At 74.2% G+C, this 24,716-nt stretch carries 16 protein-coding genes; 2 read left to right on the top strand and 14 right to left on the bottom strand.

Features of this window, described 5'->3' with window-relative positions:
- Window positions 1-193 precede the first annotated feature (193 nt).
- The gene (locus HCN08_RS10185) at window positions 194-1,003 is read left to right on the top strand and encodes a DUF6227 family protein (protein ID WP_167982643.1); all 810 of its coding nucleotides are present in this window, start codon (window positions 194-196) and stop codon (window positions 1,001-1,003) included.
- A 15-nt stretch (window positions 1,004-1,018) separates the two neighbouring features.
- On the opposite strand, the gene HCN08_RS10180 is transcribed toward HCN08_RS10185, so the two are convergent.
- The 14 genes from HCN08_RS10180 to HCN08_RS10115 all read right to left on the bottom strand — a co-directional run bounded on the left by HCN08_RS10180 (window position 1,019) and on the right by HCN08_RS10115 (window position 20,963).
- Window positions 1,019-1,975, bottom strand: coding sequence for a carbohydrate kinase family protein (locus tag HCN08_RS10180; protein WP_167982642.1), 957 nt, complete (start codon window positions 1,973-1,975; stop codon window positions 1,019-1,021).
- 93 nt (window positions 1,976-2,068) lie between these two features.
- The gene (locus HCN08_RS10175) at window positions 2,069-2,638 is read right to left on the bottom strand and encodes a hypothetical protein (protein ID WP_167982641.1); all 570 of its coding nucleotides are present in this window, start codon (window positions 2,636-2,638) and stop codon (window positions 2,069-2,071) included.
- A 165-nt stretch (window positions 2,639-2,803) separates the two neighbouring features.
- Complete coding sequence (locus HCN08_RS10170) at window positions 2,804-4,000, bottom strand: glycoside hydrolase family 6 protein (protein ID WP_167982640.1); 1,197 nt, start codon at window positions 3,998-4,000, stop codon at window positions 2,804-2,806.
- A gap of 243 nt (window positions 4,001-4,243) precedes the next feature.
- The gene (locus HCN08_RS10165; RefSeq protein WP_407648740.1) at window positions 4,244-5,146 is read right to left on the bottom strand and encodes a carbohydrate ABC transporter permease; all 903 of its coding nucleotides are present in this window, start codon (window positions 5,144-5,146) and stop codon (window positions 4,244-4,246) included.
- A 5-nt stretch (window positions 5,147-5,151) separates the two neighbouring features.
- Window positions 5,152-6,048, bottom strand: a complete 897-nt coding sequence (locus HCN08_RS10160) for a carbohydrate ABC transporter permease (RefSeq protein ID WP_167982638.1) — start codon at window positions 6,046-6,048, stop codon at window positions 5,152-5,154.
- Entirely contained in the window at window positions 6,048-7,388 is a 1,341-nt protein-coding gene (locus HCN08_RS10155; RefSeq protein ID WP_167982637.1) for an ABC transporter substrate-binding protein, read from the bottom strand. The genes HCN08_RS10160 and HCN08_RS10155 overlap by 1 nt, the downstream gene beginning before the upstream one ends.
- Before the next feature lie 10 nt (window positions 7,389-7,398).
- On the bottom strand, window positions 7,399-8,835 hold the full coding sequence (locus tag HCN08_RS10150; protein WP_167982636.1) for an aldehyde dehydrogenase family protein: 1,437 nt from the start codon (window positions 8,833-8,835) through the stop codon (window positions 7,399-7,401).
- A gap of 214 nt (window positions 8,836-9,049) precedes the next feature.
- A complete protein-coding gene (locus HCN08_RS10145) occupies window positions 9,050-10,261 on the bottom strand; it encodes an ROK family transcriptional regulator (RefSeq protein ID WP_322974363.1) in 1,212 nt (403 codons plus the stop codon).
- 265 nt (window positions 10,262-10,526) lie between these two features.
- Window positions 10,527-13,370, bottom strand: coding sequence for a DUF5682 family protein (locus tag HCN08_RS10140; RefSeq protein WP_167982634.1), 2,844 nt, complete (start codon window positions 13,368-13,370; stop codon window positions 10,527-10,529).
- Window positions 13,367-14,488, bottom strand: a complete 1,122-nt coding sequence (locus HCN08_RS10135) for an ATP-binding protein (protein WP_167982633.1) — start codon at window positions 14,486-14,488, stop codon at window positions 13,367-13,369. The genes HCN08_RS10140 and HCN08_RS10135 overlap by 4 nt, the downstream gene beginning before the upstream one ends.
- An 82-nt stretch (window positions 14,489-14,570) precedes the next feature.
- Complete coding sequence (locus HCN08_RS10130; RefSeq protein WP_240969973.1) at window positions 14,571-16,133, bottom strand: vWA domain-containing protein; 1,563 nt, start codon at window positions 16,131-16,133, stop codon at window positions 14,571-14,573.
- Window positions 16,130-17,518, bottom strand: coding sequence for a hypothetical protein (locus tag HCN08_RS10125; RefSeq protein WP_167982632.1), 1,389 nt, complete (start codon window positions 17,516-17,518; stop codon window positions 16,130-16,132). Before HCN08_RS10125 ends, HCN08_RS10130 begins: the two co-directional genes overlap by 4 nt.
- Entirely contained in the window at window positions 17,518-18,033 is a 516-nt protein-coding gene (locus tag HCN08_RS10120) for a hypothetical protein (protein ID WP_240969972.1), read from the bottom strand. The genes HCN08_RS10125 and HCN08_RS10120 overlap by 1 nt, the downstream gene beginning before the upstream one ends.
- A 221-nt stretch (window positions 18,034-18,254) precedes the next feature.
- Window positions 18,255-20,963: a glycoside hydrolase family 3 C-terminal domain-containing protein gene (locus HCN08_RS10115; protein WP_407648729.1), complete on the bottom strand. Its 2,709-nt coding sequence runs from the start codon at window positions 20,961-20,963 to the stop codon at window positions 18,255-18,257.
- Between the two features lie 626 nt (window positions 20,964-21,589).
- Between HCN08_RS10115 and HCN08_RS37065 the strand changes: the two genes are divergently transcribed.
- A complete protein-coding gene (locus tag HCN08_RS37065; RefSeq protein WP_167982631.1) occupies window positions 21,590-24,679 on the top strand; it encodes a galactose-binding domain-containing protein in 3,090 nt (1,029 codons plus the stop codon).
- Window positions 24,680-24,716 lie beyond the last annotated feature (37 nt).

Genomic DNA, 24,716 nt, shown 5'->3' with positions numbered 1-24,716 from the left:
GGCGGCGGCAGGGCGGCCGGCAGATGGCGGGCGCGCGGCCGGCCGGCGCGGTGGCCCGTACGGCCCGATCCGCCGCCCAGGGGCGCGAAAACCGGCCGAGCGCCCGCAAATGTCGGCGTTCGCGGGCGCAATCGGCAACGGTCCTACTACCCTGAGTCGCCGGGGTTGGGACGGCGGAGGCCGGGAGGACCGTATGGACGGCGAAGGCGCGGACACGACGGAGCCCGAGCGCTCGGGCGGCACACCGGCCGACCAGCTCGCCCACCTGCTGGCCAGGGCGGGCAACGGGCTGGCGGCGGCACGAGAACTGGGCGCGGTGCGCTCCGCCCTGATGCACCACTGCGGGCTGCAGTCCTGCCGGCACACCAAGGGCCCGCCGCGGCGGATGAACCGGCGGACCTTCCGGCACAGCTTCCTGCTGCCGGACGGCGGGGTGCGGCTGGTGTGGGAGCTGGAGCACGACACGGATCCGGACGGCCGGGTGCGCCGCCAGGTCTTCACCCGGCAGGAGGAGGTGGCGCTCGCCGAGTGGGAGGTGGACCTCGCCTTCGGCGGGCCGCACGGTCCGCGCGAGGTCAGCTGCGACCCGCGGGCCGGCGCCGGCCGGGACCCGGAGCAGGAGGACCTGGACGCGCTGCTCGCCGCCGCGGCCCCGGAGAACGCTCTCCGGCGCACCTACACCGAGGGCGACTCCGCCGAGCACGCCCGCCGGCTGCTGCGCCGCGCGGCCAACGCCGGCGCGCCGGGCGACGAGGTCAGGGCCCGGTTGCAGGGCGCCATCGCGCACGACATCAGCATCGTCACCCGCCGCAGCACACTGGTGCACGGCCGGCAGGTGTCCTGGTCGCTGTACGAGCACGCGTTCTTATTGCTGGACGGCAGCGAGCTGAGCCTGTGGGAGATCGACCACACCCGCACCCCGAGCGGCGACCCGGTGTGCGAGGTCTACACCTCGCAGGACGCGGCCCTGGACACCGCGGTACGCCGTATCGAGGCGGGCTGACCGGGCGGCGGACGCTCAGGCCACCGGCGCGGCGGCTTCCCGGCGGCCGGCCGCGGCGCGGGCGACGGCGGCGGCCAGCGCCGGTGCGTCGATGAGCTGCTCGTGCGTGCCGGGGCTGCCACAGGCGAAGGCGCCCGAGACCGATCCGGCCAGCACGCAGTCCTCCAGCGCGGCGCCGGCGAAGCGGGCGTGCAGGAAGGCGGTCAGGAAGGCGTCGCCCGCGCCGTTGCTGTCGACCACGGGCCGCTCGGGTGCGACGGCCGGGAAGTGCCGGGGCGCGGTGCCGCCGCGCTCCAGGACGTGGCAGCCGGCGGCGCCGTCCGTGGCGACGACCAGGGCGGCCCGGCCGCCGTCCAGGATCTGCCGCATGACACCGGGAATGCGCTCTCCCACCGTGGCGGCGCTGAGGAAGACCAGGTCGGCGCCGTAGGCCCAGGGCAGGGCCGAGGCGTCCTCGCCGTCCCAGGCGTGCAGGTCGGTGGAGACGGTGCGGCCGAGCCGTATCGCGTCGGCGAAGACCGGTTCGGCGTGCGGGGAGCGGGAGATGTGCACATGCCGGGCCCGCTCGACGAACGGCAGGTAGAAGTCCCGCGGCAGCCGCAGGTCGCGCGGGTGCCGCCCGTCGTAGAAGGAGAAGCGGCGGCCCTGCCGGTCGACCAGGTTGACGCTGCGCGGGGTGCCGGCGGGCGCGGGCAGGTGGTGGAAGTCGAGACCGGCGGCGGCGTACCGCTCCAGGATCAGCCGGCCCTGCGGGTCGTCGCCCAGGAAGTCGATGAAGCCGGTGGCGAGCCCCAGCGCCCGGAAACCGAGCGCGACCCCGTTGCCGGTGTGCGCGGGGTAGTCCCTGATCGGCGGGACGGCGGCGAAGTCGCCTGCCGGTACGGCCAGTTCGTCGACCAGGACGATCGTGTCGACCCCCGCCCCGCCCACCACCAGCACGTCGTACGCCGGGCTCACGTCCGCGGTCGCCATTCGCCCACTCCCCCTCGCGTCCAGGTCCAACGCGAGTGGCCGCGCTGAAACTTGCAGCAAAATCTTACAGCGGCGGTGCGCTCGCGCACCAGGTCACGGCGGGGTCGGCCCCCGGTCGGTCCGGTCGCCGGGGCCGCCGGGACCGTCCGGGCCGCCGGGCGCCTTGTCGCCGGACAGCACGATCAGCGACATCCGGGACAGCGGTGGCACGGGCTCGGGGTGGCCGGCGTGGTGCCAGGCGATGGTGAGGGTGAGCCGGATCATCTTGCGGGCGGCGTGCAGCAGCAGCGCGGCGAGCGGGAGTTCGGCGACGCCGGCGGTGACCAGGGCGGCGGTGCGGTCGTCGCCGTGGTTCCAGTCCAGCACGATGTCGAACCAGGCGTCGCAGCACAGCAGGGTGGCGGTCGCGACCGCCCAGGGGATGAAGATCTGCAGCCGGCGCCAGGCGCACAGCGCGGTGATGCCGAGCACGACGATCAGCGCGCCGTCGAAGCCGACCCAGGCGTAGCGCCAGTTGCTCACCGTGCGGTGCGTCGGCAGGCTCACGTACAGATAGGCGATCCACGGGATGAGGAAGAGGAAGCTTCCGGTGATGACGGCCAGCAGCATCCGGCGCATGTGGCGCACATGCGGGTCGTTGGGCGACGGGACCTCGGGCAGCATGCCGCCCACTGTGCCCCATGGACCTGGGGCGGGCCCGTGCGCCCACGCCGTACGCCCGCGCAGCGGCAGCGCGCCGCGCCGGCGGCGGGCCGGCGCGGCGCGGGTCGGGCTAACGGGCCCGCGGTGCCCCGGGGCGGGTCGGGAGCGGCCCCGGGGCGGGCTCGGTTACGGCAGCAGCGCCGGGTCGGCGTTGTGGACCAGTTCCAGGGCCTGCTGCGGGAACCACTTGCCGGCGGCCGGGTCCTGGTAGCCGCGCTCGGGGTCGTCGGGGCCCGCGGTGCCGCGGGTGCACTGGCCGTCGGACTCGCCGGGGATCTTGACCCAGAGCTTGGCGTCCTCCAGCGGGTCGCCGGTGCGCAGGGTGGGCCGGGCGCCCAGGCCGCGGCCGGGCGGGTTGCACCAGTCCTGGGCGTCGCTGTAGACGCCGGCCGGCGGCGTCCAGGGGCCCTGGCCGTTGCGGCTGGTGTCGGCGACGTAGTGCTTCATCGCGGCGGGCGCGGTGTGGACGTTGGCCGCGAGCCACGCCTTCGCGTCGTTGACCGCCCACCACTGGTTGGGGCACGCGGCGGCGTCGCCGCCGGCGGAGACGTAGGCGAGGCAGGACGAGACGAGCGTGCCGTACCAGGCGATCTCGCTGTCGGCGCGGTAGTTGGAGATGTTGAGGTAGTAGCCGGTGGCGTCGTCGACGCCGCCGGCGACCAGCCGCGGCACGATGTCGTTGACGCTGTGCCAGCCGCTGTGGCCGGCGTCGATGTAGACCTTGGTGCCGGCGAGCGGTTCGAGGGCGTCGACGGCGTAGTGGATCTCGGCGTAGCGGGCGGCCGTCCTGGTCCCCTGGGCGTCGTCCATGCCGCAGTCGGAGGGGAGCAGGGCGAGCGAGTCGGGCTCCAGGACGATGTCGGCGGGGCGGTTGCCGATGCCGGCCTTCACCGCGTCGATCCACGCCTGGTATTCGGCGGTGTCGGCGGCGCCGCCCGCGGAGTACTGGGCGCAGTCGCGGCCGGGGATGTTGTAGAGCGCGAGGACTGGGAGCTGGTGGCGGAGGGCGGCGGCGGTCACCGTCTTGTCCACGGCGGCGCGGGTGGCGTCCGGGGCGGTGCCGCCGTCGAACCACACGGCCTGCGGGGTCAGGGTCATCGCGAGCACCCCGGCGGCGTCCTTGAGCTGCCAGTGCTTGACGAGGTCGAGGATCTGCTTGTTGGCGTCCTGGTTGGCCGGCGGCGTGAACAGCGTGGTGGGGGCGGACGCGTGGTGGCCGGGTGCGGTGGCGTGCGCGGGCACCACGGCGGTGACGGCGGTCAGGGCGGCGGTGGCCGCGGCGACGGTGAGCGTACGGGTACGTGCGCGGACGCGTGCGGTCATGCGGGCGGACTCCTCGGTACTCCTCGGGCAACGGACACGGGCACCGCACCGGGAGAGCGCTGTCCCGGTTGTCATGGCGCGGGCGTGGATCCGGGCCCGGGGATGGGAGCGCTCCCACTTGCGGCAGAAGGAATTAACTCCTCGCAGCGGGACCGGCGTCAATCCCCTGTGCGGGCTTCAAGAAGTGAACGTCTCGAAGCCCGCACAGGTTCGGGGCCGGGCACAGGCGCGAGCCGCGGTCCCCTACTTGAGGGCCCCCGTCACCAGGTCGATGCGCCAGAAGCGCTGCAGGGACAGGAACAGCGCGATCACCGGCAGCACGGACAGCAGCGTCCCGGTGATCACCAGCGAGTACAGCGAGGCCTCCGCGGCGCCGTGCCGCAGCAGGCTGTAGAGCCCCACGGTCAGCGGGAACTTGTCGTCGGAGGTGAGCATCACGAACGGCAGCAGGAAGTTGTTCCAGATCGCGATGAACTGCAGCAGGAAGACGGTCACCAGTCCCGGTCCCATGAGCCGCAGGCCCACCGAGACGAACAGCCGCCCCTCCCCCGCCCCGTCGATCCGGCCGGCCTCCAGCAGGGAGTCGGGGACGGCGGACTCGGCGTAGATCTTGCACAGGTAGATGCCGTAGGGGTTGAACAGCTGCGGCAGCAGCACCCCGAGGAGGCTGTCGGTCAGGCCCGCCTTCGACAGCAGCAGGTACTGCGGCACCGCGAGCACGATCTGCGGCAGCAGCACCCCGGCCAGGATGGTGTTGAACAGCGCGGTACGGCCGCGGAAGGCGTATTTGGCCAGCGCGTACCCGGTGGCGGCGGAGACCAGCGAGGCCAGCACGCCGCCGACGGTGGCGTAGAAGAAGCTGTTGAGCATCCAGTGCCAGAAGATGCCGTGCTGGTAGTCCGACAGGTCGCGGATGTTGTGCACCAGCCCGAGGTCGAGGGAGGGCACGTAGGTGTCGGTGGAGAAGAGCTTGGTGCGGGACTTGGTGGCCGCGACCAGGATCCACAGCGTCGGCACGACGCAGTAGAGCGCGCCGAGCACCAGCGCCGCGGTGGGCAGCGCCGCGATCCGCCGCGGGCGCGGGCCCGCGGGCGGCGGTGGCGCGGTGGCGGTACGGCCGCGGGGCGTGGCCGAGGTGCCGGCCATGGCGGTCATGCGGCCTCCTGCTGGACGCGGGACTGGATGAGGCGGGCGGTGCCGAAGGACACCAGGAGCGCCGCCGCGGTCAGCACGACGGAGGTGGCGGCGGCGGAGTAGATGTCGGAGTTGCCGAACGCGTCGTCGTAGATCTTCATCAGTGGCACCCAGGTGGACGACACCGCGTTGGACAGCGGCTTGAGGGTGTTGGGCTCGTTGAAGACCTGGAGGGCGGCGAGCACGGTGAACAGCGTGCACATCACGACCGCGGGCATCACCATCGGCACCTTGATGCGCCGGATGATCTGCCACTCCGAGGCGCCGTCGAGCCGCGCGGACTCGTAGAGCTCGGCGGGCAGGGCGCGCAGCGCGGTGTAGATGACGATCATGTTGAAGCCGACCGCGCCCCACACGGCGACGTTGCCGACCGAGAAGTAGACGGCGACCTGGCCGAAGAAGTCGACGCGGTCGCCGCCGATCGGGCTGGTCGCGGGCAGGTAGAGGAAGCCCCACATGAGCGAGGCGATCACGCCGGGCACCGCGTAGGGCAGGAAGATGGTCAGCCGGGTGACGCGGCGCAGCCGGGTGCCCTCGATGTCCAGCAGCACCGCGAAGAGCAGCGCGAGCAGCACGGTCGCGGGCACGGTGATCGCGCCGAGCAGCAGCATCCGCACGACGCCGGACCACAGCTCGGAGTCGCCCAGCACGTCGCGGTAGTTGGCGAGCCCCGCGAAGACGGTGTGGGTGCCGCCGCCGAGCAGGCCGCCGTTGACCTTGCGGCGCTGGAAGCTGAGCAGCAGCGCGTAGCCGCCGGGGGCCACCACGAAGGCGGCGAAGAGCAGCACGGCGGGCAGGACCAGCAGGTACGGGAAGGCGCTGGTCCTGCGCGCGGTGGGAGTGGGGCGGGCCATCAGCCGACCGTGAATCCGAGCTTCTTCATGTCCGCCAGCGTCGCGCTCTGCATGCTGTCGAGCGCGGCGGTGAAGGAGCCGCCGGACTGCAGGGCCTTGGCGAAGCCGTCGGTGTAGCCGGTGAAGGTGACGGTGACGTCGGGGCCCCACATCGGGAAGCTGCGGGCGGACGGGGCGACCTTCTTGACCTCGGCGTAGAAGTCGGGCTGGTTGGGGAAGAAGGCGGGCGCGGCCTGGAGCACCGGCAGCGAACGGCCGGCGGTCGCGGCGGGGTAGACGTTGATCTGCTTGACCTGCTCGGTCACGGCGGCGTCGTCGGTGTTGAGCCAGGAGGCGAACTCGGCCGCTTCCTCGGGGTGCGGGGAGTCGGAGGTGACGGTGGTGGCCGAGCCGCCCCAGATGCCGGTGGTCGGGTCGCCGGCGGTCCAGGCGGGCAGCTGGGCGACCTTCCACTTGCCCTTGGTGGCGGGGGCGATACCGCCGAGCTGGGCGGGCGCCCAGGCGCCGGAGATCCAGGTGAGCAGGGTGCCGTCGTTCATCTGCTTGTTCCACTGCGGGGAGAACGACGGGTTCTTGGCGATGCTGCCGCCGTCGACGAGCTGCTGCCAGTAGCCGGCGACCTTCTTGGTGGGCGCGTCGGCGATGTCGACCTTCCAGCTGTCGCCGCTGGTGGACCACCAGTTGGCGCCGGCCTGCTGGGCCAGGCCAGTGAACCAGCCCGGGTCGGCGGCGTCGAAGTTGGTCAGGTACGCCGAAGGGGCCTTGGCGCGCAGGGCCTTGGCGGTGGCGGCGAAGTCGTCCCAGGTCTTGGGCACGGTCAGGCCGTACTTGGCGAACAGGTCGGCGCGGTAGAAGAGCATCAGCGGGGCGACGTCCTGCGGGATGCCGTAGACCTTGCCCTGGAAGACGGTGCTCTTGAGCGTGGCCTGGTCGTACTTGGTGACGGTGTCCTTGGTGTAGTCGGTGATGTCGGCGACCACGCCCTTGGAGACCAGCGCGGGCAGCGACTGGTATTCGACCTTGGCGATGTCGGGGCCGTTCTTGGCCTCGTGCGCGGTGATCATCTTGGCGACGAGCTGGTCGCCGCCGGCCGGGTTGGAGAGCTTGACCTGGATGCCGGGGTGGCCGGCGTTCCACTTGGCCACGACCTTGTCGATGTTGGGGTCCCAGTCCCAGAAGGTCAGGGTGACCTTGCCGCCCGTACCCGTGCCGGCCTTGGTGTCGCCGCCCTTGGCGGTGGTGCCGGAGCCGCCGCCCCCGCAGGCCGCCACCGCCAGCAGCAGTCCGGCCGCCAGTGCCGCCGCGCCGGCCGCGCGCCGTCTTCTCGGTATCACGCTCATGGGGTTGTCCTCAGCTCTCTGTCGGGGCGGGCGCGGTGGCCCAGTCGGGGAGGGTCAGGGGGGTGCGCTGGAGGCCGATCCACTGCCGCCGGGTGAAGCCGGGCATCTGGTTCTCGGCGCCGTGCCGCGCGTGCGCGTCGTTGACGTGGACCTCGCCGGCGTGCAGCTGCTCGGCGACGCCGAGGCCGCGGACGAGGTCGCGGGTGAAGACGGAGTTCATCAGCATGGGCAGGCCGTTGGTGAGCGCCACGGCTTCTTCCTCGGTGTCGACGACGGTCACCGGGATGACCGGGCCGAAGATCTCCTCGCGGAAGGCGGGCATGTCGGGGGTGACGTCGGCGAGCACGGTGGGCCGGTAGAACAGCCCGTCGTAGCCGGCGCCGGTCAGTGCCCGGGCGCCCATGGCCAGGGATGGCTCGACGATGCCGTGGTGCACCCGGTCGCGCTGGGCGGCGCTGATGAGCGGGCCGAGCGCGGTGCCGGGGGTGAAGGGGTCGCCGACGGTGAGGGCGGCGGCCCGCCGGGTCAGGGCGTCGAGGTAGCCGGCGGCGACCTCGCGCTGGACGATGTGCCGGCTGGCGCTGATGCAGGTCTGGCCCTGGAACTCGAAGGAGGCGATCATCGCGCAGCTCGCGGCGAGTTCGACGTCGGCGTCGTCGAGGACGACGAAGGCGTTGCTGCCGCCGAGTTCGAGGCGGATGTCGCGCAGCTCGCCGGCGGCGGCGCGGTCGATGGCCAGGCCCACCTCGCGCGAGCCGGTGAAGTCCAGCATGTCCAGGCCCTGGTGGCGGGCGAGCGGCCAGCCGGCGTCGGGGCCGTCGCCGGTGACGACGTTGAGCACGCCCGGCGGGAGTCCCGCGTGGTCGGCGGCGGCGGCGAGGACCTGGCCGCCGATGACCGGGGTGAGCTCTGCGGGCTTGAGCACGACGGTGTTGCCGAAGGCCAGGCCCGGGGCGAGGGCCCGCATGGCGAGGTTCATCGGGTAGTTCCAGGGCGTGATGAGCCCGAGGACGCCGAGCGGCACGGCGCGGGACAGCGACAGCTTGCCGGCCTTGTAGGGCGGGAGGATGTCGCCGGCGTTCTCGCTGACCTGGACGGCGGACAGGGCCAGTTGCCGGATGCTGGTGCCGACCTCGTCCTCGGCCTTGGCCCGCACCCCGCCGGTCTCGCGCATGGACTGCTCGACCAGCTCGTCGTGGTGCGCCTCCAGGTAGCCCACCATGCCCCGCAGATAGCCCGCGCGTTCCGGTGCGGAGAGCGCTCCCCAGGCGGGTTGCGCGGCGCGGGCGGCGGCCACCGCGCGGTCGATGTCGGCGGCGCCGCCGAGGGCGTAGCTGCCGATCGGCCGGCCGGTGGCCTTCTCCTCGACGGTTCCGGTCGCTCCGGAGGCGGCGGGGACGAAGGCTCCGTCGATGTACAGCCGGCCGTCGCCGGGTTGGGAGGGCATACGTGCTCCAGGGTGCGGGAGGGTGACGGCCGCGCCGGTGACCGGGCGCACCGCTTTTTCCGCGACTTAAACTAAGTAGAAGCGGATGGGGGGTCAACGGTCGTGACGGAGAAATTTCCCCGAGGTTGCCGCGCGGCGGCGGCGCCGCGGCCGGACCGGGACATGACGGGCCGTCAGGACGCCCTGGCGGGGCGGTTCTTGCTCCGGGTGCGGCTCAGCGACCGCCGGCCATGAGCAGTTCGTGTACGGGCAGGGTCGCCGCGCCCAGCGCGACCTGCTCCGGGCCGAGCCGGCCCATGGCGAGCACCGTGCGCCCGGCCAGGTAGTCCAGGGTGTGCCGGCGCACCGCGTCGCGGACGGCGGGCAGCATCACCGGGCCCATGGCCGCGCTGACCCAGCCGGCGAGGATGACCCGGTCAGGGCCGAGCAGGTTGACGAGGTTGGCGATGCCGATGCCGAGGTATTCGGCGGTGCCGCGGACGGTGTCCGCCGCCGGGCCCGGCCGGGCCGCCGCGGCGACCAGCGCGGCCAGCCGCGCCTCGGTGTCGGCGCCGCCGCCGCGGCCGGCGGGGGCGCCGGGCGGCCGGGGCTCGCCGGCGAGCCGGGCGTACCGCTCCAGGATCGCGTCGGCGCCGACGTACGCCTCCAGGCAGCCGCGCGAGCCGCACCGGCACAGGGCGCCGCCGGCCTCGACGACGGTGTGGCCCCACTCGCTGGTGGTGCTGGTGACCCCGCCGGGCGAGCCGGTGGCGACCGCCGCGCCGACGCCGACCGCGAGCAGGCCGACGATGGCGCGCTCGGCGCCGCGGCCGGCGCCGAGCCACATCTCGGCCTGCCCGAGGGTGCGGGCGCAGTTGTCGACGTGCAGCGGGGCGGCGACATGCGGGCGCAGCCGGGCGGCGAAGGGCACGTCGGACCAGCCGAGGGTGGGCGCGTGCACCAGGCCGTCCGGCAGCACCGCGCCGGGCACCCCGACGCCGACGCCGAGCAGCGTGGCCGGATCGACGCCGGCCTTGGCGGTGACCTCCTCCAGCCCGGCCCGCACCAGCTCGGCGAGCACGGCGGGGTCGGGGCGGCCCTCGTCCATGGGGTAGGTGGCGGTCGCGACGGTGTCCAGCGTCCAGTCGAACAACCCGACCTGGACGTGGGTCTCGCCGATGTCGACGCCTGCGACCTGCGCGTATCCCGGGCGCACTTCGAGCAGCGTACGGGGCCGGCCGCCGTCGGAGTCCAGCAGCCCGGCCTCGGCGACCAGGCCGTCGGCCACCAGGTCGGTGACGACGTTGCTGACGGTCGCGGAGCTGAGCCCGGTGGCCTTCATCAGGTCGAAGCGGCTCGCGGGGCCGTGCAGATAGAGCCTGGTCAGCACGGAGGTGCGGTTGATCCGCCGGAGGTCCTTCGTCGTCCGGCCCACCTCGCGCGTCACCGGGCTCCCCCTCCTGCTGTCGGTCCCGGCGGTCCGTGCGTCCCGCCGGTCCTGCCGCGGGACCCGCCCGGCGGGACCGGGAGTGCCTGACGACTGCATCGGCACCCCCAGGGAATCGCTACGACATGGCACATAGTGCCAGATCGCGGCACTTCCGCCGCCCCTCGGTGAGCGCTCTCCCAGATTTTCCGCCAGGTCCGGCCCGGGCGCCCCGCCCCGCGGGAGGCCCGGGCCGGTGCCGGATGCGGCGCCGCGGCGGCCCGGCTCAGCCGTCCAGCAGGGCCGCGAGCGCGGTGGCCGTCGCGGGGTGCCGGGCGGCCAGGACGGCGCCGCCGGCGGCGGGCCCGGCCTGCGCCCACCCGCCGTCGCAGCCCAGCAGCCGCGCGAGGGCGTCGCAGGTGGCCGGGTGCGCGGCGAGCAGCGCGGCGCCCTGCTGCCCCGCCGCTCCGGGCGCCGCCGCAAGGGCCGGCGCCGGCTCCGCGAGCCACGGCGGCACCCAGGTGTCCAGCGCCGCGAGCCGCCCCGGGAAGATCCGCCCGGCCTCCCGGATCAGCAGCGGCGCCAGTTCCGCGCCGCCGGCCCGCAGCGTGCCGATCAGCGTCGGCAGCCAGGGCAGCAGCACCGGGTCGGGCAGCACCGCGAAGGCGTTCGACACCAGCTCCACCACGAAGTCCGCCAGCTGCGGCACCGGCTCCAGGGCGTGCAGGAAGCCGCTGAGGTAGCGCGGGTAGGCGGGCACGACCAGCGGGTTGCCGAGCAGCTGCCCGCACCGCGCCCGCAGCTCGGCCCGGCTCAGCCGCCCCAGATGCAGCTGCGCCGACCACAGCAGCGCGACCCGGGCCGGCTCGTCGGGGTGCGACTGCGCCACGGCCAGCTCCAGCTGCGTGCGGTCGCAGCCCAGCGACAGCGCCAGGCCCTCCATGCTGAACAGGAAGCCCAGCATCGCCGCGACCTGCCGTACGGTCGCGTCCTCGTCGGTGAAGGCGGTCGGCAGCAGCGTGCAGTAGTGCGCGTAGCCGGTCTTGACGAAGGACTCGATCCACGCCGGCAGCACCGGCTCGCTGGTGCGGTAGTACGCCAGCAGCCGGCGCACCCGGCGCAGCACCTCCGGCGCGCCGTCGACGGTGCGCTCGGTGGCCAGCACCTCCAGGGCCCGGGTGCCGAGCTCGTCGGCCAGCCGGCGGCTGCGCAGGTAGAGCGTGGCGTCCTCGACGGCCTGGAGCACCGTCGCGGTGGTCGCCTGCGGCCCGTACGCGGCCCGGCGCAGCCGCTGCTCCAGGACCTGCTCGATGCTGACGCCCTCGTAGCCCAGCTCGATCAGCGCCCGCTGGTGGGTGCCGAGCGCGACGTCCCAGGACTCCTGGATGGGCTGCTCGCCCAGCCGCCGCTCGCCCATGATGGGCCGGGCGGTGCCGGGCGGCATCAGGTAGCGCAGCATCCACAGCACGTCGGAGCAGGGCTTGAGCTCGGGTTGGGACGCCAGGTCCAGCAGCGCCCGCTGCACGCCGCGCTGCTGGAGCTTCAGGCCGAGCGGCGCGAGCCGGTCGTGGACGTCGCGGGCCAGCGGCGGCAGCGCGTCGTAGCCGACCTGGCCGATCCGGTCGCCGCCCATCATGATCTCCACCAGCCGGCGCACATCGCGCCTGCCGGGCACGGCGTCCTTCTCGATGCAGGTGATCGCCGCGTCCTGGAAGTCGTACGGCGTGGGGCGCGCGCGGTCGCGCATGCCGGCCAGCAGGATCGACGTCTCGAAGACGGCGATGGCGTCGGCGGTGGAGGCGAGGTAGCCGGCCCGCCGGGCGGCGCGCACGATGTCGACGCTCCAGCCGAGCAGTTCCGCCTCGTCCAGCGCGTCCAGGACGGGCGGGCGCTGCAGGAAGCCGCTGAGCCGGTCCGGCGGCGCGGCGCCGGGGGCGGCCGGCGCGGGGGCCGGGGCGGCGGCGGCCTTGGCGGACTTGGCGGTCTTCGCCGGTGCCTTCGTGCCGGCCTGGCCGGCGAGCCGGAACGGGCGGACCCGGCTGCGCTTGACGTTCTTCGCCCACTGCGTGGCGGCGATCGACACCGACCCCGGCGCGAGGCCGAACTGCGCCTCGATGGCGGCGTGGCTGGACGGGATGAGGCCGTACTGCCAGGTGCTGGCGCTGCGCGGGCCGATGGTGAACGTGTCGCTGCCGTGGACGCCGAACTCCGCGACGCGGCTGGCGGCGTGGAAGGCACCGCAGACGTACAGGCAGTCGGCCGGGTCGGTGCCGGTGGCGGCCAGGTGCTCGCGCATCCGCGTCCACATGTAGCGCTCGCGGTCCTCGTCGACGCCGACCCGGTCGGCGTCCCCGGGCGCCAGCCGCCGGAAGAGGCTGCCGATGAGCAGCATGACCTGGCGGTACGTGTCGTGGTCGCTGTCGCCCAGCGGCAGTTCGACGTACTGGTGCCACCACTCCGACCAGTGGCGCACCCTGCCGTGCCGCAGCAGGTACTCCTCCAGCTCGGCGAACCGCGGGCGCAGGTCGCCGACCTCGATGCCCACGGCGTCGCCGTGCAGGGCCGCCTCCTCCTCGGCGGGCGGCTGGTCGGGGTCGGCGTCGGCGGGACCTGCGGGACGGCCGCCGGGCTGCCACTGGAAGACGTGGTCGCTGGAGCGGTCGACCAGCACCAGCTCCACGCCGGGCGTCTCCAGCGCGTAGGCGATGGCCTGGTATTCGGCCGACGCCTCGGTGATCGGGGCGACGACCGACAGCGGCGCCCACTCGGCGGGGAAGCCGTCGACCTCGCTGGCGAACGCCTGCACCGCCACCGGCAGCCGGCAGTTGCGCAGCTCCGGCAGCAGCGGCGCCATGTCCTCGCACAGCTCCAGGTAGACGACCTTGGGCTGCTTCTCGCGCAGCCGCCGGGCCATCGCGATGGCGGAGGCCGGCGAGTGGTGGCAGACGGGGAAGATCTCCAGCGGTTCGCGCACGGCGCGGTCGACGTCGTCGACGATGCCCCGCAGGATGCCCTCCAGGGCGCCGGGGCCGTCGGCGAACGCCGCGGCGGCCTGCTGGAGCCGGCCGCGCAGCGCCTCGAACGGCGCCTGCGCCCCGGCCGCGGCGGGGACCCGGGTCGCGCCGGTCACGACAGGGTGGCTATCGCGTCGCGGCCACCCTGCAGGAACTCCGGCCAGTCGCCGCCGTGCTCCTTGCTGCGCGGCTCGACCACGCCGTGCAGATACTTGTTGAGTATCGCCAGGTCCTCGGGTTCGCGGCGGGCCAGCGACCCGACGAGCGAGCCGGCCAGGGTGTGGGCGGTCAGGGTGCGCTCGCCGAAGAAGGTGCTGTGCAAGATCGCGTCCTCCAGCACGCCGATCTGCTCGGCGGTGGAGAGCGCCGACTCCAGCTTCTCGTCGTCGCTGCCGGCGGCTGCGGCCGAGGCGCGCAGGTCGGCGAAGCTCTGCAGCAGCACGTCCAGCAGCGTCGGCGGCACGTCGAGGTCGATGGAGTGCCGGCGCAGCAGCTCCTCGGTGCGGAAGCGGACGATCTCCGCCTCGCTCTTCTTGTTGGTGACCACCGGGATGCGCACGAAGTTGAAGCGGCGCTTGAGCGCGGACGACAGGTCGTTGACCCCGCGGTCGCGGCTGTTGGCGGTGGCGATGACGGAGAAGCCGGGCTTGGCGAAGACGATGTTCTCGCCGTCGTCGCCGTCCAGTTCGGGCACGGAGATGTACTTCTCCGACAGGATCGAGATGAGCGCGTCCTGGACGTCGCTGGTGGCGCGGGTCAGCTCCTCGAAGCGGCCGATCGCGCCGGCCTCCATCGCCGTCATGATCGGCGAGGGGATCATCGAGGCGCGGGACTGGCCGGCGGCGATGACCTGCGAGACGTTCCAGGAGTATTTGATGTGGTCCTCGGTGGTGCCGGCCGTGCCCTGCACCACCATCGTGGAGTTGCGGCAGATCGCGGCCGACAGCAGCTCGGCCAGCCAGCTCTTGCCGGTGCCGGGGTCGCCGATCAGCAGCAGCCCGCGGTCGGAGGCGAGGGTGACGATCGAGCGCTCCACGAAGCTGCGGTCGCCGAACCACTTCGGGGCGATCTCCCGCTCCAGGCCGTCGGCGCGCTCGGAGCCCAGCACGAACAGCCGGACCATCTTCGGCGACAGCCGCCAGGTGAAGGGCTTGGGGCCGTCGTCGACGGACTCCAGCCAGTCCAGCTCCTCGGCGTACTTGATCTCCGCGGGCGCACGCAGCAGGTCGGACATGTCGGGCCTTTCTGAAAAGGATCTCTGAAAAGGATCTGGGGAAGAGCAGTGCTCAGAGGGGGGGAGGCGGTGGTGGCACGCCTCAGGTGAGGAACGTCTTCAGCTCGTGGACGAGCTTGCGTATGTGGCCGGAGAGCACCGGGGTGCCGAGGTCCTTGAAGCGTTCGCGGAACCACGGGTTGACGCTGCCGCGCCCGGAGCTGGTCACCGAGCCGACCGGGATGAACTTGGCGCCCGAGCGGTGGACGGCGGCCATCGACTCGAACAGCGGCTCGCCGCGCCACTCGTAGAAGTCGGAGATCCACACCACGACGGTGTTGCGCGGCTCGGCGATCTTCGGCTGGGCCAGCGCCATCGCGACGGTGCCGTCGGTGCCGCCGCCGAGGTTGGTGCGCAGCAGCGTCTCGAACGGGTCGTGCACCCAGGGGGTGAGGTCGAGGGCCTGCGTGTCGTACGCGATCAGGTGCACGTCGACCTTGGGCAGGCCGGCGAAGATGGAGGCGAGGATGGTGCAGTTGACCATCGAGTCGACCATCGAGCCGGACTGGTCGACCACCACGATCAGCCGCTGCGGTGTGGTGCGGCGCGCGGTGTGCCGGTAGTAGAGCCGGTCGACGTAGAGCTTGTCGTCCTGCGGGCTCCAGTTGGTGAGGTTCTTCCAGATGGTGCGGTCCAGGTCCAGGTTGCGGAAGACCCGCTTGGGCGGGATCGACCGGTCGATCGCGCCGGCGGTGGCCTTCTCGACCTGGGTGCGCAGCACCTCGGCGACCTCGTCGACGAAGCGGCGGATCAGCGCCTTGGCGTTGGCCAGGGCCAGGCCCGACAGGTTGTTCTTGTCGCGCAGCAGCTGCTCGATGAGCGACATGCTCGGGGTGAGCTGCGCGGCCAGCCGCGGGTCGGCCAGCACTTCGCGCAGCTGCATCCGGCGGACGAGGTCGGCTTCGAGGGCGGCGAGGTCGGGGCCGATGGCGGGGACGAGCCGGCTGAGGTCGGGGGTGCCGTGGCCACCGCCGGTGCCGGTGGGGCTGACGCCACCGCCGGCGCCGGTGGCCCCGGCCCGGCCGCCGCGCAGCTCGCCGGGGCGGCAGCCGAGGGCGCGCTCCAGCCAGCCGGCGTCGGACTGCCAGCGGGCGAGCTGTCCCGCGGTGACGTTGCCGCTGCCGGTGGCGAAGACGTTGAGCAGCACCTTGGAGACCAGCGCGGCGCGCCGGACCTCGGCGGCGCGGTCCCGGTCCTGCGGGTCGCCGTCCTCCCCCGCGCCGGCGGCTTCCGGCACCATCAGGCCGTCGAACTCGCCGGCGAGCCCGGGGTGGCGCTGCACGAGGGAGTCGACCGAGGTCTGCGGGTCGAGCAGCGCGGCCGGCAGGCCCAGGTCCTCGACGACGGCGAGGCTCGCGGACTCCAGCGCGGGCTGCTCCTCCGGGTCGAAGAGCCGGGCGAGCAGCCGCCAGTAGACGACCTGGCGCCGGGCGTCGTACGCGGGCGGCGCGGTGCCGGCGGGCGCGGGTGCGGTGCCAGCGGGTGCGGTGCGGGTGGCGGGCTCGGCAGGCTCCGGTGCGGCGGCGGCCGGTGCGGTGCCGGCAGGTGCGGTGCCGGCAGGTGCGGTGCGGGCGGCGGGCTCGGGTGCGGTGGGGTGGTCGGTCATTTCCGCAGCAGCCTTCCCGCGCGCTCGCGCAGCACCCCGGCCGCGTCGGTGGCGGCCTTCTCCGCCTTGACGCCCGCCTTGTCCGCCGTGCCCCCGGCCCATGCGCCGGCGTGCAGCGCGACGGGCTTCTTGCGTACGGCGGTCTCGACGGCCAGCGGCTGGACGCGGAAGGTGCCGGCGTCCCAGCGCAGCAGGCCGATGCAGGCGGCGGACTTGGCGACCGCCTCGGGGGTGAGCGGCCCGGCGAGCGGGACGCGGTCGGTGTCGACGGGCAGCGCGGTGCCGGCGACGGTGAACGTCAGCCCGGTCTCCGCCTGCGCCGCCGCGTATCCCTCCAGGAAGACCGGGACGGCGATACGTGCCGGGTGCCGGTCCAGCGGGGCGGTCGCCGGGTCGGCGGCGGTGGGCAGCGCGACCCGGGCGGTGCTGAAGGCGTCGGCGGACTCGCCCGGCCGGGCGCGTGCGTCGTCCCACACCAGGTCGCCCTCGGCGGTGAGCGGCATGCCGGTCACGTCCATGGCGCGGCCTTCGCTGACGGCGGTCAGCAGCGACATGTGCGGCCGGAGCAGCTGCCACAGGCCCGCGCCGACGATCGTCTCGGGCTTGGGCGCCGACACGCTCGCCCGCACCAGCAGCGGCGCCGCCCCGTCGGCGGGCTCGAACACGGCGTGCACCTGGGCCTGGACGGCGGTGGCGTGCTCGTGCAGGTCCACGCCGAGCGGCAGCAGCCGGCCGGTCGCCGTCCCGGCGGCGGGCGCGCCGGCCGCACCGGGGAGCGTCAGCAGCATGCCGCGCGACCACAGGTCGGCCCAGCGGCGGGCGGGGACGCTTTCCAGCGCGGAGCCCGGGCAGGAGGCGGCGAGTTCGTCGGCGAAGCCGTCGAGGAGGGCGGCGAGCCGGCGCAGCGCCGGGTCGGGCAGCATCGCGGAGACCACCGGGGCGGCGCCGGAGACCACGTCGTGGTCGATGCCGCGCCAGCCGCAGCGGGCCAGGTCCGCCAGCCAGGAGCGGGCCGCCGCCAGCACGTTGACGGCCGGTCCGGTACCGGCGTCCGCGGCGGGGGGCTCGGCGGCGGGCCGTCCGGTGGCCTCGGCGGCCCTGGCGGCGAGCGCGTCGTGCACGGAGCCGAGCAGGGCGGTGCGGGCGGCGGCGAGCGCCAGGAGGTGGTCCTCGCCCGCGGCCCCCTCGGCGGCCTTCGCGGCGGCTTCGGCGACGTTGGCGTGCAGCGGTGAGCCGGCGAGCGCGCCGGCCAGTTGCGCGAGGCCGGCGGCCTGGGCGGGCTGCGGGCGCAGCAGCCCGGTGGCCAGGGCCTCGTCGAAGGCGTCGACGGCGGCGAGCGCCTCGTCGAGCCCGTCGACGCTCTCGGCGAGCAGGTCGGCGCGCATCACGCCACCGCCCTGGTCGGCGGGAACCACTGCATCTCGGGCAGCGGGGCGGTGGTCGGCGCCATCTCCAGATACGCCAGCTGGCGCAGGAAGCGGCTGAAGACGGACGCGGCGGCCGACTTGTCGCCGGGCACCGGGCGGGTCTGGGCCATCGGGGCGATGACGGACTGCGCGGGCGAGTCGGCCTCGACCGGCTCCACGCGCATGTAGCGGGCGACGCGCCCGGCGCCGTACTGGAGGACCGCCTCGCCGATGAGGGCGCGGATGTGGTTGCAGAAGCCGCCGTACGCGCCGCCGCAGGGGCGGTTGTTGTTCGTGCTGCAGGTATAGGCGAACGTTCCGGCGGCGACCGACGAGACGTAGACCCGCGCGATGTCCGAGCCGCTGGACACCACGCCCTGCAACCGCCCGTCGGCCAGCTCGACGAACGGGACCTTGGCGAGCTTGCGCGGGCTCGCGGGTGCCACCACCCGCGCCGTGCTCGACCTCTGCCCGTCCGGCACCAAGTCAGACAACGCCCCATCTCCTTCGTACCCGTGGGGATGTACGCGCCACGTCGGCGCGACACCACTGAAGGTAGCGGCGGGGTCTGACAACGCCGATCTTGAGCGGACGCCGCGTCAGGCAGCGGGGCGGCCGGGAGGCGGGACGGGGCGGCGGGCGCCCCCTGCCGTCAGGAGCAGGGGGCGCCCGGTCCGGGGGTGGGGGGCTGTTTCGGCCCGCGGGTGCCGGGGCGTCAGGCGTCCAGCGGCCGGGAGAGCGGTTGCCGGGCGGCGGAGGGGCCGGCGTGCAGGGTGTACGGGCCCGGGCGCGGGATCCACCGCCGCTCGCCGGGTGACCAGCGTTGCAGGACGCGCGGCGCGATCCGCACCTCGGCGACCGCGGCGGCGCCGGGCGCCGCGTGCACGGCGGCGTAGCCGGCGAGCCGGGGGCCTCCGTCGTCGTGGTCGTCGGGCCCGGTCGTCAGGTACACCTGGACGACCTCCCGCCCGGGGCGCGCCCCGGTGTTGCGTACCGTCACCCGGGCGAGGGCGCCGGGCCCGCCGGCGTCACCGGGTTCCGGGGCGAGCGGACGGACCGTCATGGTCTCGTAGGCCCAGGTGGTGTAGCCCAGGCCGTGGCCGAACCAGTAGGCGGGTTCGGCGCCGGCGCGGCGCCAGGCGCGGTGGCCGACGTACGGGCCCTCGGTGTAGCGCAGCACCCCGGCGTCGGGCGTGGTGGAGGGCAGCGGGGCGCCGTCCGCGCGCGCGGGCCAGGTGGTGGGGAGCCGGCCGCCGGGTTCGGCGCGGCCGAAGAGCACGTCGGCGAGGCCGTGGCCGGCTTCCTGGCCGGGGAACCAGCACAGCAGCACTGCGGGAGCGCTCTCCCGCCAGGGCAGTTCGACCGGGCCGCCGCTGTTGACGATCACCGTGGTACGGGGGTTGGCGGCGGCGACCGCGGCGACCAGCTCGTCCTGCCGGCCGGGCAGCGCGAGCGAGACGCGGTCGCTGCCCTCGCTCTCGATCTCGTCGGTCGTGCCGACCACGACGACCGCCGCGTCGGCGCCGCGGGCGCACGCGACCGCCGCGGCGAGGGCGGCGTCCGCGTCGAGCCGCGGCGGGTCGGCGGCCAGCGCGACGGCGAGCCCGAGCCCCGGGGCGAGCTCCCGGGTCGCGACCAGGTGCAGCGGTTCGCCCGGCACGGCCTTGCGGGCGGCGGTGCGGAAGGACGGGGAGACGTGGACGTAGGTGGGGTCGTCGGACTCGGGGACGACCACGGTGTCGATCAGCGCCTCGCCGTCCGCGTGCAGCGCGACCGCGCCGAGGCCCACGACCGACAGCCGCCACTCCCCCGGCACGTCCGGCGTGAACAGCGCGCTGACCTCGACGCGGGCGGCGGTACGGGCGAGGCCGGGGGCGTCGCCGGGCTCCAGGACGCGCCCGCTGAGCCGGTGTTCCGCGCACACCTCGGTGCCGTCTGCGGCGAGGTAGCGCACCAGCACGCCGGGCTCGCCGGTGCGCGGGTCGCGGGCGTTGCCGGGGTGCAGCGGCGTCGGCCGGCCGGCGAGCCGCACCCCCTCGGCGTACACGACCTCGGTGCCGGTGCCGGAGAGCGCTTCCCGGATGCCGTCGAGCGGTGAGACGACGCCTGCGGGGAAGACCGCGGCGCTCCCGCCGCCCTGGACCCGCGCGGCTGCGGCATGGGGCCCGACCACCGCAAGCCGCCGCAACCCGCCACCCGGCGCCAGCGGCAGCACCCCGCCGTCATTGCGCACCAGCACGCACCCGGCGGCAACCGCCCGCCGCAACAACCCCCGCGCCCCGGCGGTTTCTGCCACGGCAGCGGCCGACGCGGCATCCCCGCCGGCAGACTGCGCGGCCACCGGCCCGGCGGAAAGCCCGGGCGCGGCACCGGCCGGCGCGGACGCATCGAAAGGGGGCCCCATTACCGCGGCCGACCCGCGCCCGGCCGGCGCGGCGGCAGCGGCCTGCGGCGACACCCCGGCCTCAGGCCCCACCACCGCGGCGGGCTCGGGCGCGGGCGCCGGGGCGGCGTCGAGGGCGCCGACGCGGGCGGCGAGGCGGAGGAGGCGGCGGACCTTCGCGTCGATCGCCGACTCCGGCACCCGGCCGTCGCGGACCGCGGCGAGCAGCGGTCCGCCCCACAGCGGGTGCGGGCCGGGCATCGCGAGGTCCTGCGCGGCGAGCGCGGCCGGCTCGGTGCTGCGGACCGCGCCCCAGTCGGAGACCACCACGCCGTCGAAGCCCCACGCGCCCTTCAACGGCTCGGCCAGCAGCGGGCTCTCGGACATCGTCACGCCGTCCACCCGGTTGTAGGCGGACATCACGACCCACACCCCGGCGCGTACCGCGGCCTCGAAGGGCGCGAGGTAGAGCTCGTGCAGGGTGCGCTCGTCCAGCCGGGCGTCGAGGGTGAGGCGGTCGGTCTCGGAGTCGTTGGCGACATAGTGCTTGGCGGTGGCGGCGACGCCGCCGGCCTGGACGCCGCGGACGAAGGCGGCGGCGGTGCGGCCGGTGAGCAGCGGGTCCTCGGAGAAGCACTCGAAGTGCCGGCCGGCGGCGGGCGTGCGGTGCAGATTGAGGGTCGGGGCGAGCAGCACATGGATCCGCTTGCGGCGGGCCTCGGCGGCGAGCAGCCCGCCGAGCGCGGTGACCAGCTCGTCGTCCCAGGCGGCGGCGAGCGCGGTCGGCGACGGCAGCGCGAGCGAGGTGTCGCGCTCGTCCCAGCGCTCGCCGCGGACACCGGCCGGGCCGTCCGAGACGCCCATCGCGCGCAGCCCCACGGCGGGTTCCGCGGCGGTGCGGAAGGTGTCCGCGCCGGACAGCAGCCGGACCTTGGCGGGCAGGTCGAGCCGGGCGACGAGCGCGTCGAGCCGCTCCTCGGTGATCGCCGGCGCGGCGGCGGACTGCGGCGCGGGCACGGACCCGGGGGTGATCATGGTCATCCCTTCATGGCCTTCCGTGCGGCGCCGCCCGCGGCGTGACGGTCCATCGGCCGGAAGGCCGCGGTGAGCGGCAGGCTGGAGACGAGCTGTCCCGGGGGCGGGGGCCCACAGAGCTGGGAGAGCGCTCTCCCAGGCGCTTACCTTCACCCTCGGGCCGACGCCCTGTCAAGCCCCGCCACCGGTCCGCCGGCCGCCCAACGGCCGCCATCCACCCGTCGACCGCCCGTCAGGCAGCCCGCACAGCACCGCTTCGACCCGCCACGACGCGCCCCGACCCGTCAGAAGCCATCCGGACCACCCACCGGCACCCCGCCCGTACCATCAGCTTCATCCGTCCCAACACCCAATCCACCGCATGACGGCACATCCCGCCCAACGACCCGGTGCGGTCACGGCCGTTCGCGTCCGATCCCTTGACACCCCGGAAACGTTGCCGCAACCATCGGGGCCACTGAGAGAGCGCTCTCCCGGCCCTCCTCCCCCACACCCGCGCACCACACCTCCACCGCCACCTCCCCGGCGCGCCCGCACCTCTTCCCCGCCGCGCCCTCCCCCCGCCTTCTCCCCCCTCCGTCCGTGCCGGGAGCGCGCCCTCCCCTCACCACCCCCCACCGCTGGAGTCCGCCATGGATGCGTCACCCTCGGCACGCCCGCGGGCCGGAGCCCTGCCTCCGCCGCTGCGTGCCGCGTTCCTGCTCCTGGTGGCCGTGGGCCTGGCGCTGTACGCGCTGGCCGTCCCGACCACCCCCGCGCACGCCGCCGACACCCTGCTCTCGCAGGGCAGGCCGGCCACCGCCTCCTCCACCGAGGGCGCCGGCTACCCCGCCTCCGCGGCGGTCGACGGCAGCGCCACCACCCGCTGGGCCAGCGCCTGGTCCGACCCGCAGTGGCTCCAGGTCGACCTCGGCGCCGCCTCCACCCTCAGCAAAGTGGTGCTCACCTGGGAGAACCCGGCCAAGGCGTACCAGATCCAGGTGTCAGACGACGCCACGCACTGGACGCAGATCTACGCCACCACCTCCTCCCCCGGCGGCACCGAGACCGTCACCGCGACCGGCTCCGGCCGCTATGTGCGGATGAACGGCACGGTCCGCAGCAACGGCTACGGCTATTCGCTGTGGGAGTTCCAGGTCTACGGCACGGCCGGCACCGGCGGCACGACCGGCGGCACCACGGGCGGCGGTGACGGCGGCGCGGACGGCGGCGGCAACGGCGGCGGCAACGGCGGCACCGGCACCCCGCCGCCCGGCAACTGGCAGACCCTGTGGAGCGACGACTTCAACGGCGCGGCCAACACCAGGCCCGACGCCAACAACTGGATCACCGACACCGGCACCGCCTACCCCGGCGGCCCGGCCAACTGGGGCACCGGCGAGGTCGAGACGGCCACCGACTCCACCGCCAACGTCGGCCTCGACGGCAGCGGCCACCTCAACCTCACCGCCCTGAAGTCCGGCACCGCCTGGACCTCGGGCCGGATCGAGACCAAGCGCGCCGACTTCACCGCCCCGGCCGGCGGCCAGTTGCAGATCTCCGCGACGCTCAAGCAGCCGCAGGTCGCCCAGGCGCTCGGCTACTGGCCGTCCTTCCGCGCGATGGGCGCCGCCTACCGCGGCGACCTCAACTCATGGCCGGCGGTCGGCGAGAGCGACATCATGGAGGACGTCAACGGCCGCAGCCAGGTCTCCGCGACGCTGCACTGCGGCACCGCGCCCGGCGGCAACTGCGCCGAGTACAACGGCCTGACGAGCGGCCTGGCGACCTGCACCGGCTGCCAGAGCGGCTACCACACCTACTCCGAGATCATCGACCGCACCACCTCCGACGAGCAGATCCGCTGGTATCTGGACGGCAACCAGATCTGGCAGGTCAGCGAGTCGCAGGTCGGGGTGTCCACCTGGAACGCCGCCGTGCACCACGGCCTCTACCTCGACTTCAGCCTGCGCATCGGCGGTTCCTACCCCAATGCGGTCTGCGGCTGCACCTCGCCGGCCGCCGGCACCTCCTCCGGCGGTGTGCTGAGCATCGACAACGTGACGGTGTCGCAGACCACCGGCACCGCCCCCGCGCCGCTGACCGACCCGCCGGTGCCGACCGCGCCGAGCAACGTCCACGTCACCGGCGGCCAGGGCAACTGGCAGCTCACGGTGGACGGCAAGCCCTGGCAGGTCAAGGGCATGACATGGGGCCCGGCGACCTCCACCGCCGACGCCCACATGCGCGACCTGAAGGCGATGGGCGTCAACACGCTGCGCACCTGGGGCACCGACGCGACCAGCAAGCCGCTGCTGGACGCGGCGGCGGCGTACGGGATGAAGGTCGTGAGCGGCTTCTGGCTCAACCAGGGCGCCGACTACGTCAACGACACCGCGTACAAGACCAACACCCTCAACGACATCAAGAACTGGGTGACCACCTACAAGAACCATCCCGGCGTGCTGATGTGGGACGTCGGCAACGAGGTCATCCTCACCACGCAGGACCACTACTCCGGCGCGGCGATCGAGCAGCAGCGCATCGCCTACGCGCAGTTCGTGGAGCAGGTCGCGCAGGCGATCCACGCGATCGACCCCAACCACCCGGTGACGTCGACCGACGCGTGGACGGGCGCGTGGCCGTACTACAAGCAGTACACGCCCTCCCTCGACCTCTACGCGGTCAACTCCTACGGGGCGGTGTGCAACGTCAAGCAGGACTGGATCAACGGCGGCTACACCAAGCCGTACATCGTGACGGAGTCCGGTGAGGCCGGCGAGTGGGAGGTGCCGAACGACGCGAACGGGGTGCCGACCGAGCCGACGGACACGCAGAAGCGCGACGCGTACGTCTCGGCGTGGAACTGCGTCGTGGGGCACACCGGCGTCGGCCTCGGGGCGACGATGTTCAACTACGGCGAGGAGAACGACTTCGGCGGCGTGTGGTTCAACGTCCGCCCGAGCGGCTGGAAGCGCCTGGCGTACTACTCGGTCGCCAAGGACTACGGCGGCTCGCCGCAGGCGAACACCCCGCCGGTGATCGGGTCGATGACGGTGTCGAACGCCACCGCGGTACCGGCCGGCGGGCAGTTCACGGTGTCGGCGCCGGCCACCGACCCCAACGGCGACACGGTCCGCTACCAGCTGATGTACTCCTCGAAGTACGTCGACGGCGGCACGGGGCTGCGCCAGGTGACCTTCACCCAGACCGGGAACGGGCAGTTCACGGCGACCGCGCCGACGACGCTCGGGGTGTGGAAGGTCTACGTCTACGCCTACGACGGGCACGGCAACGTCGGCATCGAGACCAAGTCCTTCCGGGTGGTCGCCCCGAAGGTCGACGGGACGAACGTGGCGCTGGGCAGGCCGACGACCGCCTCGTCGTACCAGACCGACCCGACCGGCGGCTGCCCGTGCACGCCGTCCATGGCCACCGACGGCAACATGAGCAGCCGGTGGGCGAGCGACTGGAGCGACCCGCAGTGGGTGCAGGTGGACCTGGGCGCGGTCACGGCCGTCAAGCACGTGCAGCTGGCGTGGGAGGCGGCGTACGGGAAGGCGTACCAGGTGCAGCTGTCGAACGACGCGAGCAACTGGACGACGGTGTACTCGACGTCGACCGGGGCCGGCGGTGTCGACACCTTCGACGTCAGCGGCTCCGGGCGCTATGTGCGGGTGCTGATCGGGCAGCGCGGCACCGCGTACGGCGACTCGCTGTACGAGTTCGGGGTGTACGCCTGAGCGGCGGGCCCGGCTGAGACCGGGGCGGGGTGCGGCG

Origin of the sequence: Actinacidiphila epipremni (assembly GCF_012034175.1) — a bacterium.
GTDB classification, from domain to species: domain Bacteria; phylum Actinomycetota; class Actinomycetes; order Streptomycetales; family Streptomycetaceae; genus Actinacidiphila; species Actinacidiphila epipremni.
The sequence above is the reverse complement of the archived record's forward strand: the minus strand, read 5'-3'. Positions and strand labels throughout refer to the sequence as shown.

Excerpts from the sequence above, each read along its gene's own strand:
- HCN08_RS10115 (WP_407648729.1), bottom strand. The coding sequence starts at position 20,963 with ATGACCATGATCACCCCCGGGTCCGTGCCCGCGCCGCAGTCCGCCGCC.
- HCN08_RS10185 (WP_167982643.1), top strand. The coding sequence starts at position 194 with ATGGACGGCGAAGGCGCGGACACGACGGAGCCCGAGCGCTCGGGCGGC.
- HCN08_RS10175 (WP_167982641.1), bottom strand. The coding sequence starts at position 2,638 with ATGCTGCCCGAGGTCCCGTCGCCCAACGACCCGCATGTGCGCCACATG.
- HCN08_RS10165 (WP_407648740.1), bottom strand. The coding sequence starts at position 5,146 with ATGGCCGGCACCTCGGCCACGCCCCGCGGCCGTACCGCCACCGCGCCA.
- HCN08_RS10160 (WP_167982638.1), bottom strand. The coding sequence starts at position 6,048 with ATGGCCCGCCCCACTCCCACCGCGCGCAGGACCAGCGCCTTCCCGTAC.
- HCN08_RS37065 (WP_167982631.1), top strand. The coding sequence starts at position 21,590 with ATGGATGCGTCACCCTCGGCACGCCCGCGGGCCGGAGCCCTGCCTCCG.
- HCN08_RS10130 (WP_240969973.1), bottom strand. The coding sequence starts at position 16,133 with ATGACCGACCACCCCACCGCACCCGAGCCCGCCGCCCGCACCGCACCT.
- HCN08_RS10150 (WP_167982636.1), bottom strand. The coding sequence starts at position 8,835 with ATGCCCTCCCAACCCGGCGACGGCCGGCTGTACATCGACGGAGCCTTC.
- HCN08_RS10155 (WP_167982637.1), bottom strand. The coding sequence starts at position 7,388 with ATGAGCGTGATACCGAGAAGACGGCGCGCGGCCGGCGCGGCGGCACTG.
- HCN08_RS10125 (WP_167982632.1), bottom strand. The coding sequence starts at position 17,518 with ATGCGCGCCGACCTGCTCGCCGAGAGCGTCGACGGGCTCGACGAGGCG.
- HCN08_RS10170 (WP_167982640.1), bottom strand. The coding sequence starts at position 4,000 with ATGACCGCACGCGTCCGCGCACGTACCCGTACGCTCACCGTCGCCGCG.
- HCN08_RS10135 (WP_167982633.1), bottom strand. The coding sequence starts at position 14,488 with ATGTCCGACCTGCTGCGTGCGCCCGCGGAGATCAAGTACGCCGAGGAG.
- HCN08_RS10180 (WP_167982642.1), bottom strand. The coding sequence starts at position 1,975 with ATGGCGACCGCGGACGTGAGCCCGGCGTACGACGTGCTGGTGGTGGGC.